Origin of the sequence: Varibaculum massiliense (genome assembly GCF_900106855.1) — a bacterium.
Taxonomy (GTDB): Bacteria; Actinomycetota; Actinomycetes; order Actinomycetales; family Actinomycetaceae; genus Varibaculum; species Varibaculum massiliense.
This window is the reverse complement of record NZ_FNWI01000004.1, coordinates 646,164-658,924: the sequence shown is the minus strand read 5'-3', so window position 1 is coordinate 658,924 and position 12,761 is coordinate 646,164. Positions and strand designations below refer to the sequence as shown.

General features: G+C 51.5%; 3 protein-coding genes. 2 read left to right on the top strand and 1 reads right to left on the bottom strand.

Annotation, left to right across the window (positions count from 1 at the left end; genetic code table 11):
* Positions 1-201: 201 nt before the first annotated feature.
* On the bottom strand, positions 202-1,272 hold the full coding sequence (locus BQ5456_RS02955) for a PDDEXK family nuclease (protein ID WP_071128678.1): 1,071 nt from the start codon (positions 1,270-1,272) through the stop codon (positions 202-204).
* Between the two features lie 774 nt (positions 1,273-2,046).
* Here BQ5456_RS02955 and BQ5456_RS02945 point away from each other — a divergent pair.
* Both BQ5456_RS02945 and BQ5456_RS02940 read left to right on the top strand, forming a co-directional pair.
* Positions 2,047-10,926 carry a SpaA isopeptide-forming pilin-related protein gene (locus BQ5456_RS02945; RefSeq protein ID WP_143037010.1) on the top strand — a complete coding sequence of 2,960 codons (8,880 nt, stop codon included), beginning with the start codon at positions 2,047-2,049 and terminating at the stop codon, positions 10,924-10,926.
* A complete protein-coding gene (locus BQ5456_RS02940) occupies positions 10,919-12,490 on the top strand; it encodes a SpaH/EbpB family LPXTG-anchored major pilin (protein WP_022864144.1) in 1,572 nt (523 codons plus the stop codon). Before BQ5456_RS02945 ends, BQ5456_RS02940 begins: the two co-directional genes overlap by 8 nt.
* Positions 12,491-12,761: the final 271 nt, after the last annotated feature.

Below are 12,761 nucleotides of genomic sequence, written 5' to 3'. Positions count from 1 at the left end.
TTCCGCCCTCCATAGGTCGAAATATGCATATGAATTGCGGGCAAAAGGCTTGCACCAGGAGATACAAAGAAGTGTGGAGTAGCTAGAAATAAGGGGACGCTATTGATCCGTTTCGTGCGTGAAACACGCATTCCCCGTGAGGACATAACGTCGCAGAAGAACTGCTCAGATAGCTAATAGAATCAGACTTCTTATAGGTCTTTACATATTAAAAGCAGGCTTTTTCAAGCGGTATAGGGGTGGAAGTGCCACACCGTTCCAACTGGTGCCGAGCCGTTCCCGCAGGAATTTAGCGAAGCCTAGAGTGTCTGCCACGTCCTCGTAGGTGAATCGGTAAATATGCCATCCGAGTTTTTGTAGCCGACTTTGACGCTGTTTTTCACCCTGGATAGCCTCGTAAGCTTTCTGAGGATCATTGCTTCGATATTTCTGCATCCCGTCGATTTCAAAAGCTTTACGAATCTTCGGGAGTGCAGCATCCAGAAAGTAGCTTTGAGCGGTGGAAATCTTAACTTGGAACTGTGGAATTAGTCGTTTTACCTGCGCTAACTGTGCGGCGGCATGAAATAAAGATTCCGCGTAACTTTCGAATCGGGGATCCATGTTTGCGAGGATTCGCCGAGCTTGAGGAGCGCCGAGCCGCTTCCGGTACTTTCTGGCCAGGCTATACATCTGCGCGCGCAGTTTTGGAATCCGGTCTGCGAAAGCCTCTCGGCCACGCCGATCAAGCTGACCCCACTCCGGAATAAGCTTTCTAGCTGCGGAATCGGCTACTGCTTGGGCGCTTCCGGCTGGGAGCCAGGCGGCACATTGCAACGTGGTCGTAGGAAGGTCGGTGATGCGCACTTGGTGACCGATAAATTTAGTGGAATCTTTTGGGAGGCTGATTTTATGGAAAATCAGGGGAGTCGGGGGTATTTTCGTGCGGATAGGGCGCCCTTGGGAGGTGTCGACATCAACCCAAGCTGGCAGCAGTTTCTTTTCAAAATGCCTAGTCGAGGTGTGTAAAGGAGTATCGCCTCGCAGCGATTTTAGGGACAGGCCATGCAGCAGGGCGGCAGTAACTCCGATAAACACCGGGGGAGTATGGCACCGCGCCGCGTGGGAGGCGATTTGTCCTAACTTTACATAGCGGATTCGTTGCCATTTGTCTGCTGATTTCAAAGGCCTGATCACGTGTCCGCGCCCGACCTGAATTAGGGAGCTGTTCGCTAGGGAGTCTGCAAGGACTCTCCGCGAAAACGCCTGGGTACTAATTAATTCAGGAAACATAGCTACACCTTGACAGCTATGGTGAACAAACTCCTGTTCCTAATAATCGGGCAAGGATACTTTCAGTTTGTTGCCCGCTGGGGACTGGCGTTATTGGCGCATTATTGAGATGCCGCGGGAAGGTATTTTTGTCTCGGGAGGGTGGGATTTTCTCCGGAGGGTGTTTTTATCTTGGGAGGGCGGTCTTGTCCTAGGAGGGCGGAACGGTCACGCGATTTAGGGAAAATGCTGGTGGCATCTGGCGGAATCGCCCTTCGGCGACTAATTGACCCTCCAGGGTTGAAAATGCCCTCCGGGGACGGGAATAGCCTCCAAATACAAGTTGACCCTCCAGCGCCGAAATTGACCGCCGGTGCTACTGGGAGTGCGGGCGGCGCAGGAGTGGCCTCATCAGGCAGCACATGGGCGTTTTTGTCAGGCGCACAGCAGTCTTCTTACCAGGCAGCAAAGTAGTGTTCCCGCCAGGCGCACAGGAGTCTTCTTGTCGGGCGGCAAATCGGGGTTTTCGCCGGGCGGCAGCAACATTAATATTCCCGCGATGAGGAAATCGTTAATGGATATATAGATAATCTGGGATTTCCAGGACGTATGTCCTAGTGTCAGAAATAATTTTTAAAAAGCAGCCGTAAATACGTAAAAATCTAAATATTTTACGACCAACCATCTTCCCGAACCGTTGCGAAAAAAAGATTAGTTTACTATCATGGAAATGTAATACGTTGAGGTGAAATTAGCTGCCATAGGTGGCGGCTGACCCGTGTTAGAGGTGTTTACGTGGCAAGTAAGACGCTTAGTAGAAGGCTGGTTGCTTCGCTATCTGTTTTGGGGTTGTTGTTATCGTCTTTGCTGGTGATTGTGCCGATGACGGCGCCCGCAGCAGAGCAGCCAAATGCCAATGACCCCACTTCCACCAGTACTAATACCTCCACTAATAACAACTCCGCAAAGCCTGCTGCCAACGCCACTAAACCTAGCCCGTCCGCATCCAAAAACCCTGCAACCGGCAACCAAGCAGCCCCCTTTAACTTCGAAGATCCCAGCGCGGGCGTTCCTCCGGCACTTCGTAGCCCGATTCCGATGCGGGGAGGGGTGCCGACTGACCCTCGTTTCACTTTCAACGGAACGGAAATCACCGGCCTGACCGATGCCGGTAAAACGGATCTTAAAAATAATCACGAACTGACCATCCCCGATGGCACCACCAAGATCGCGGCGGGCGTATTTTCGGGGCTGAAACTCACTAAGGTCACGCTTCCGGCTTCGGTGACGGAAGTAGGCGACCGCGCCTTTTACGATAATGCGATTACGGAACTTACGGCTCCGGGGTTGCAAACTATTGGCGAGGGCGCGTTCCAGAAGAACCAGCTAACTACTTTCGCTTCGGATACGGTAATCAGCATTGGCGAGGGCGCGTTCAGCGATAACCAGTTAACCAAGGTGAATATCACCGACGCCCGCCCGGATGATCCGCAGAACCCGCCCCAGCGGTTAACCACTATTTCGGCGAATGCTTTCCGTGACAATAAACTAACTGAGGTCACCCTGCCGAAGTATGTGACCGAGATCGGCGCTAGTGCTTTTGCCAATAACCAGCTGAAAACGATCAATTTGCCGGAGAACCTGCAGACAGTAGGCCAGGAGGCCTTTAGCGGCAACCAAATTGAAAAGGTGAAGATTCCCGCTACTATCACCACCTTTGGCAAGGAAGTTTTTTCGAATAATAAGCGCTGGGTGGTGCTAGAAAAAGCTGACGGGCAGCCCTCGCTCCCGGCCGCAGTAAAGTCCGAAAAGTACGATTCCGGCTTTGGTCAGGTAGCTGCCGAGGATGCAGTCTCGATCACCATTAACTACATCGATGCTGATACTAATAAGCCCCTGCGCAGCCCGCAGGTGCTACAAAGTGAGTTCACCGAACCGGACGGAGTCTATTTCGCGGGCGAAAAAAACACTATTAAGGCGCCGCAACTGGCTGGCTACGCGGTGACTCCGGCTTCTCAAGATATTACCCCGCAGTCCGGAGCGGAAAATGCGGTTACTTTTACCTATAAGAAAACTGATTTCTCGCCCAAGATCAGCGGGGAAATCGTCAAGCATATTCCCCAAGGTGGAGACGGTTCCAAAGCAGCTTTGCTGGCAGGGGTGACCGCAGAGGATATTGACGGCAACGATATTACTGCCTCTCTGACTGTCTCTCCAGAAAAAATTGACACCAGTGTGCCAGAGGCTACCTACGATGTCTACTACACGGCTACTGATTCTCAAGGGCGCACTAAGACGGTTAAAGGCAAGGTGGCAGTAGGTCCGGATTGGCCAGAAAAAACCATTTGTGCTGGTTGGCAGGTAAAAGATTTCACTTACAACGGGGGAACCATCACTGGGTTCAGCTCTACCGGTAATCAGAAACACAATGGTGGGAAGACCGCTGATCCCTGGTGCTGGTCGACAGTAGGAGACAAAGGGCAACCTATTACCGCCATTGGTGACCGAGCCTTTAATGGTAAAGGTCTTACCCGGCTCCCGGATTCTTGGGGTTCCATAACCAGTATCGGGAACCAGGCGTTTGCATCTAACAAATTCACCGAGGTGCCTAAATCTTGGGACAAAGTTACTACCATTGGCGATTCCGCCTTTGCTGGACCTTCAGGCTATCGGGGAGGAGAGCTTAAGGCTCTGCCTAAATCTTGGGGAAATGTAACTACCCTGGGGGAAAGTGCTTTTTCGAATAATAAGATTACTGCGCTGGAAGCTCCGTGGGGGAAGATAACCAACCTTCCAAAAAATGTTTTTTCCAATAACCAGATAGCTTCAGTGCCGGATTCTTGGGGCGATATTACTAATATCGACGAATCTGCGTTTTATAAAAATCAGATTACTTCCTTACCCGATTCCTGGGGCAAAGTAGCTTCTCTAGGCAGAAGTGCGTTCTCTGACAATAAGCTCACTGCTTTGAAGGCTCCGTGGGGCAAGATCACTACCCTGCCAGACAGCGTTTTTGAAAATAACCTCTTAACATCACTCCCCGCTAGCTGGGGGAAAATTACCTCCATCGGTAATAGCGCTTTTTCCCAAAATTATTACAATAGATCTGAATCGATGGCACTCCCGGATTCGTGGGGGGAAGTTACCTCCATTGGGAATCAAGCGTTTGCAAATAACCCGAACACTGCCCTTCCCGCGTCTTGGGGAAAGGTATCAAGGCTAGGTACTAAAGCTTTTTATAGCAACAAGATTACGGCCGTACCCAACTCTTGGGGCAATATCACCGCCCTACCTGAGAGCGTATTTGAACAAAACGAAATAACCTCGCTACCGGATGACTGGGGATTGGTTGCCACTCTCGGCAAGAGTGTATTTGCCAGTAATAAGCTAGTTGCTCTGCCGGATTCTTGGGGCAAGATCACCACTATCCCGAGAGAGGCTTTTTTCAAGAACGAACTTGCGTCGTTGCCTGCTTGGGGCCCAATCACTAGCATCGGACAAGCCGCTTTCCACCGAAATAGGCTGACTGTACTCCCGGACTCTTGGGACAATGTCACCACTATTGAGCCGTGTGCCTTCGCTGGGAAAAAGGTCTATGACGACGGTACTTATCCGCAGTTTTCGGAGAATAACAGTTGCTATTCCAATCCCGGTTCAGGCGATACCAACTTTAACCAGATTCAGTCCCTGCCTTCTTCTTGGGGCAAGGTAAAAACTATTGGATTCCACGCTTTTATGGGCAATACCCTCACCGGTCTGCCGGACTCCTGGGGAGAGGTTTCGACCCTCGGTGAAGAGTGCTTCAAAGATAATAAAATTACTGCTCTGACCGCTCCCTGGGATACTTTTACTCAGATTCCCCGCGGCGTGTTCTTGAATAACGAAATAACAACTTTACCGTCGTCCTGGGGAAACCTAAAGGACATCGGTAGCTATGCCTTCACGAACAACCGCCTCCCGGCATTACCAGCCTCCTGGGGCGAAGTGGAATACATCAGATATGGCGCATTTGCCAATAACGCATTAACTTCTCTTCCAGATTCTTGGGGGAATGTAAAGAGCCTGGGGTTGCGGGTACCGGGTAAGGATCGTCCTGCGCGCAACGAGCCGGCTGCGGGGGTATTTGGGCGAAATCTCAAACTCTACGAATGGGACAATCCGATAAACAAGGACAAAGATAAAAATAGGATTACCTCTCTTCCAGAGTCTTTAGAAAATATCGTTGAACTAGGGCAGAACACTTTCTATGGGATGCCGATTGAAGATCCCGTGTTTACGGTTCCGGACACTCCCTTAGATAAACCAGATAGTGACTTAAAGCATCCATATAACCGCTTGGAGCGCATTAGGGCTCTGTTCACCCAGACCTGGTGGGGGGGAGGCAGAGGCTCCTACGCCGGCTTCAACGGTCCAGTTTATTTGCGGCCAGAGTCAGGGAAGAACCCCGACAATATCACCGGTTACGGTGGTGATCGAGGCATCATTATCCTCACCGATTCCCAGGTGCGGGTACGCTACCTTGATCAGCAAACCGGTCAGCCGGTAGCTCCGGAAATGAACCGTCCAATTAACAGCCGAGAGGGCGATAGTAACCAAAATTATGTGCTAGTTCCTCCCATGGTGAAGGGATATTCGCTGCCTCCTACCCAGACCATAAAGCTAGATGGTAATGACAAGGACATAGTTTTCCGTTACCAGAAGGCTCCTGCCGAGTTGTCGGGCTCTTACGCCCGTCTGAATTTGACCGGAAAAATAAACCAGCCAGGCTGGCCCGAGTCCAACGAGCTAGAAGAGCAGTTCGGCAATAATATGCGTACTGACATCACCTACGGTGGGGATGCTGGCACCTCGATAGTTAAGAATGGGACCATCCGGATAACTTATGATCCCACCCGGGTAGAAGTTGCGGATTGGGATAATACTTCCAGCCAATACTTCCGATCAGTAAAGGTAGTTGCCCCAGGAGTCCTAGAAGTTAAGCTGAGGCCGAATTACGATAGCTCCATACGAACAAGTATTCCTATCTACTGGCGTATAAAGAAGCGGATTACCGCCTCGGATGCAGTGTTCCCGGTTAAGGCCGAATTGCTTGATACCGCCTCGGATGGGAAGCAGTATGTGTTGACCCCGCACCCGGCTTCTAAACCGGGACCGGTGAACCTTAAAGGTTACTATCCGCTGCCTACCTTCAAGAAAGATACAGTCGGATGCGAACTTGCTGTATGCAGGGACTACGATGACGATCCGGAAGGGGACGTCAGCACCTCTGGCAATAACGCGGTCACCTTTACTTTTGAAGTAGAGAAAATGCTGCGGAACGTGCGGGGTTACACCATCACTGACCAGTTGCCGCTATATACGAAGACAGATGGTACCCAAGCGCGTGCCCAGTTCGTAGCTTCTGAAAACCCGGGGTGGAAGCTAGGTGACGATCAGGTCACCCTCACTTACACTAATACCCAAAAACGTCTGACCACGGAATACTCAGGTCTAGGGAGCTTGAAGTTGCATTTCCCGGGGGCAAAGAAACAAAAACGGATTGATAACCACGCCGATTTTACCCTCACCCCCGAAGAACAAGGTCCGAAGGAACCGCTAATTACTGGGGCGGCAAATACTTACTTTAGCTTCTATAAACCGATGGAGACCGCACCCCCCGGCGTGCCCTTAACGAAGGTTGCTGCCGGTCCGCACTTCCGTGATGGAGTCGCGGTAATCTACGACAGCAAGCAGGATCGTAATACAGAATTCGATTGGAATGTACTTACCAGGAACACATCGGATACTCCTGTCACCCTAAATCTTAGGGACTTCGACCTTGATGACCGTTTACAATACACCGCTATTACTCCCGACCCAGTGTTTGTAGGGGGCAAACTGGAGATTATTAGTCCCACTGGTGAACCGGATACCTATCAAGTTCTTTATTCGGTTGGTATTACGGGAACTGACCGTATCGACCTGCCGGAGAATCTTACCTCCTACCAGAACGTCCAGTTGCGGTGGAGCAGCGTTAAGGCAATGCAGCCGGGACAAAGCACTATTACCAAGATTCACACCAAGCTCCGTGACCCGAATCAGAACCTCTGTAACGGACTGAAGTGCCAAGCTGACCTCAGAAATAAGGTACAGGGCGGAGAACGTATCAAAGAGGCTCATGTCAAGGTGAAGCCCGAGGGCAAAGTTCTTAAAGCTCGTAAAGTGAACACTTTTGCCAAGGCAACTATAGCCGGTAAAACCGGTACCTATACCGTGGGTGCCGAGCTGGAAACCGATTATGGTGATCCCTTGACTGCTTTCGAGCTGGTAGATGTGCTACCCAAGGGCTTGGAAGTTAACCGGGTGACGCTAACTCAAAAGTTTGCGGAGCTGCCCGGAGCGCGTTATGAGATCCTTTCCAACTTCAATGGCACCGGACGCGTAGCGGTTCGTTTCCAAGCCGACCAAGTCACGGATCCGAACCAGGTATACAGTGTGGGACAACTAGAGACCACTATTACCAATGGTGTTATCGACGGTGACATTATTAACGAAGCGTTTGTACGGGCGCAGGGAAATGTCCGTTACCTAAATGAAGTGAAGAACCCGATTGCGGGTACGGGAACGTGGTCGAAAGCGGAAAATACCACCCGAGTCGCGGTTGGGGATGAAACCTACATAACTAAGCGGATTCGGGAGCGCAAGCCCAATGCCCCCTGGATTACCGAGATTAGAACTGTCGGGGGAGCGAACTTCGATTATCAGCTGCGCTTAGGCTACGGGACGCGCCCGGAGCAAAATCCGGTGGTCTATGACTTACTGCCGGTGGCAGGTACTCCTGCCCGCAAAGGTTCCACCATGATTAACCAGTATGATCCCAGCGGGCGAATCAGCTTCCAAATGGCTGATGGAACGGCTGCTACTGGTTGGAATACCTTCTATACCTGCGATACTGGTATCGCGACGAAATATGACCTGGATCGTGCCAACTGGCAGAGCACTCCTTGCTCGGCGGTAACGGGGTTGAAATTCACTAATACCAACCCGCAGCAGCCGCGCAGCGAAGTGCGGATCACGGTACCGATGATTGCCGGCCCCAAGGGCGCGACTCCGCTTTCCCAAGAACATTTGGGTAAGCAGGCGATAAATGATTTCTGGAGCGTGTCTAGTTCTCACGAAGGGAAACTGGAATCCAACCCGGTGATTAACACTTTGGTGCCGCCGGCGGTAAATATTGAGCTGACAAAGTACGGATACAAAGCCGAGCCCTTACAGTCAGCGCAGAAGAAACTGCTCGCAGGAGCCAAGTTTGGCCTCTATGATAAAGAGGGCGCGCTCAAAGCCACCGCTATCTCTGGCTCTAACGGCAAAGTCAGGTTTACGAATGTGAATGCCGCCCCGGGTTGGACGGTGCGAGAAATCGAGGCTCCGACCGGGTATGCAGTAAGCGATAGAGCATTTATGCTGTCCGCCACCGACTTTAGTGCGACTAATTTTGATTCTGCTACCGGCACCTACCAGATTAAAGCGCCTGATGTTACCAACATGGGCAAATGGTATCCAGTCGAGCCGATTCGTGGTACCGCCGAGTTTAAAAAGGTGGATAAGAACGGTCAACCCTTAGCGGGAATCGAGTTCACGATTACTCCGCTACCGGTGCAACAGAACGATGGCACCATGTTTGTGCCGAACTCAGCTCCGAGGACGGTGCGCTCTAACGATGACGGTGACGTAAAGTTCTATGGCATTCCTGCCGGTAAATGGCGCTTAACCGAGAATCCGGGTGATCGTCACCTGCAGCCGATTGCTCCGATTGACTTTACGATTACGACTTGTTCCACGGGATGTACTCAATTCCGTGGGTTGAATCTGACGTTCGGCTTCGGGGATCTTGGTCTGGTTTTTAACGATAAAGGCTCGGTGTCCTTGTCGAAGCTAGGCGTGCGCGGCATGGCTGATAAGAATAAGTCCTTTGGCCAGTGGAAGCGCGGTGACGGGGTGATTAAACCCGGCGCGACCTTCGCCCTCTATAAAGGCAATACTGCTTCGGCTACCAACCTGGTTACGCAGGTAACCACCGGGGGACCAGACGCTAATGCCATCTTGAAGGATCTGGTGATTAACCAGGTCTATACTCTGAAAGAAATCACGGCTCCTGCCGGATATGTCAAGAACGATGCCCCGCTGCAGTTCCAGATTGATGAGGCCGGCAAGCTTAAGGATGCTGCCGGGCATCTGTTGTTCGAGCAAAGCGAGCTACTGGTGCCCAATGAGGAACAAAAGCAACAGTCTTCGCTGGTAGTCACCAAGGTTGACCCCAATGTTACCGGCGATGCCCGCAACCTTGCTGGCGCCGAGTTCGGCCTATTCAAGCAGGCCGACGATGGTTCTTGGCCCGCCGAGCCGATTAAGAAGGCAACTACAGTCGATACCGGGCAAGCAGAGTTCACCGAACTGGATGGCGGTATTTACCGGGTGAAAGAGCTGAAAGCTCCCATCGGGTACTATGTTGACCCCCAGGCGCAATACGATTTCATAGTTGATGATTATAAGGCGCAGCAGTTTACTTGGACGGCCAATAATAATCCTTCTCGCCTGCGGGTTTTCAAGTTCGAACCCCTGGTGAAGTCGATTGATGAAGCGGCAGCGGACAAGGTGGTGTCGGGCACTCCCGGCGCGGTTAAAGTGCCAGGCCAGGTGGCAGGCACCTTCAATGTGGTGATTCCGCTTTCCGGTGCCAAGTTCACCTTGTATGAAGAGGACGAGTCGACGGAAGTGGCTACCAACCTGGTTACTGGTAGTGACGGTTTGGTTAACCTGCCGGCAACCGTGAAGCTGGATCCGAACAAGATCTATAAGCTGAAGGAAATTCAAGCTCCCAGCGGTTATATCCTGAAATCTAACCCAATTTCGGTGAAAGTATCCGACTATGCCCTGCTAGAAGGGTTTACCGGACTGATCACTATGGAGGTGCCTAACACTAAGGACACCGGCAGGATCACGGTTTCGAAACTATCGAAAGAAACCGGTAAGCCGCTGGCGGGTGCGGAATTCACCCTAACGGCGCCTGATGGAACCAAGAAGACGCTGGTTACTAACGAGGTCGGCCTCGCCACCTTTACCGGCCTTACTTTCGGCGTGAAGTATAAGATTCAGGAAACTAAGGCTCCGGCGGGTTATATGACCACTGATGAAGGAACAGAAGTTACCCTGACCGGCGACAATCCGCTAATAACTTTCAAGCGCTATAACCAACTATCCGAGACCGAGGTGGAGCTTAATAAAGTCTCCGATGCCGGTACCGCAATAGAGGGCGTGGTCTTCGAGCTTTCTCAGGAGGGCGCGAGCGGAGCTGCTCAGACTTTGACTACTGATAAGAACGGGAAAGTTAAGTTCAAGGTGATACCTGGACAAAACTACACCTTAAAGGAAACCCAAACCAGCAGGGGTTACGCCCTATTGCCGCAGCCGGTGAACTTCACGGTAGACGGTAGCGGGAACGTGACCATTATCAGTGGAAAAGGAAATGTAAATACCGTTAGTGGCGGGAATGGATCCCTGACTGTCACTAACTACCCGGAAGGGAAACTTCCCTTGTCGGGATACGCCGGTGCTTTAGAAGTGTTACTTCTAGGGTGCCTGGCATTAGGGATTGCTATTGTAGTCACTCTATTTGAAAGGAAGAGAAGTGAGTAAGAAAAAGTTATTAGCCGTGCTAACCGGCATGGTGATGGCCTTTATGGGCCTGGCAGGCGTCGGCGCCGCCAGTGCTGATACTACGTTGACCCCGGGTGCATCGCAGCCCACTACCGCATCTTTGACGGTGCATAAGTATCTGGGTGCGACTACGAATTTGAAACACGATGGTACCGCGATTGACGCTGCCGAGCTTACCGGTAAAACACCTTTGGAAGGGGTTAATTTTAAGCTCTACAAGGTTGAGGGCGTTGACGTTTCTACCAATGACGGTCTGAAACTGGCTCAAGAAATTGGGGAAGTTTCTTTGAAGGACGATGTAGTCACCACCGGGATCACAGTTGGAGCTACCACTTACAAGCTGGCCGCTAACCCGACGACTATGACAACTGGCACTAATGGGGAAGCTAAGTTTTCCTCTGTACCCAGGGGTCTGTACGTCGTGGTAGAGGATCTAGCCGGATCAGGCACGATTAAGGCTGCAGGTAAAGAGGTTAAGAAGGAAAAAATCACTCCGATTGCCCCCTTCGCAGTTACTTTGCCGATGACCAATCCCGATGGCAAGGCCTGGAATAGCGACGTACACGTCTACCCCAAGAACCAGGAAAATGAACTGGATAAGAAGGTTGTAGACAAGGGCGTTACTACCCTGAATCAGGGCGCTGCAAACGGTATGGATGAGTTTAAGTATGTCTTGACCACCAAGTCCACGGGCGCTGACGTCAATGGCGATGGCAAGATGGATGCCGCTGACCTGGGTAATCTATACCAGATTGTCGACCAGCTGCCCGCCAATGTGGAGTATGTAAAGACTACCGCCAAGATTAACGACCAGACTACAACCGATTTTGATGCCACGACCGTTAAGGATGGTACTCCCGAACGCACCACCGTCACCGTCGCCTTCAAGGGTGCCGGTCTAAACACTATTGCTGGGGGTGCCAAGATCGAGGTTACTCTACACGTTAAGCTAAAGAGCGTTCCGGCTGATGGCTTGACCAAGAACACCGGTAAGTTGTTCCCGAATGATTGGTCTAAGAAGAACGATAAGCCGATTAACTCTCCGGAGGTTGAGACCCGGCACGGCGATATCGTAATCAAGAAGGTTAACAGCGCGGACGAGCCTCTGGCTGGCGCTATTTTCAGTGTCCACCTGGATACCTCGGCCAAGAAAGATTGCTCCAGCTATGGCCCGACTATCAAGACCTCGAATGAGACCGGGGCAGATGGTCTAGCGAAGATCTCTGATTTGCAGATGACTGACTGGATTGATGGGGTAGAAGTACCGGAAGCGAACCAGGTACCCTACTGCCTCGTTGAGGAACAAGCTCCGGCTGGTTACCAGATTCTGCCGCAGGCTATTAAGTTCTCGCTTACTAAGCCGGGAACGGTTACTGATCTGTCTACCGCCAAAGCGGGTGACGGTAACTTCGTGCAGATTACCAACCACAAGAACCTGGGGCTGCCGCTGACTGGTGCGCAGGGGATTCTACTCGTTTCGGCTCTGGGACTAATCCTAGTTTCCATCGGCGTGGTACTAACCGTTAAACGCCGTAAGGACTAGGCGCAAGTCTAGGAAAACTACTAATAGAGTGAACAATAGCCCCTAAGACCAAAGAGGGGGCGGTGCAGCCATCTGCACCGCCCCCTCTTTGCGCCCTCAAAATGGAAACTGCGTGCCAGAGAAAGCGGCAGAAAGCAGACCAGCTGACTAGGGGAGAAGCAGCTAACTAAACAAGCAAAAAGCCCGATGTAGACTGCGGGAAGCTCAAGCATCCGAGTTGGGTTAAGAAAATACCGAGCCAGCTAAAAGAATAGTAAGGCGTAAACAGCTA

Coding starts and splice junctions, on each gene's coding strand:
- BQ5456_RS02955 (WP_071128678.1), bottom strand. CDS start 1,272: ATGTTTCCTGAATTAATTAGTACCCAGGCGTTTTCGCGGAGAGTCCTT.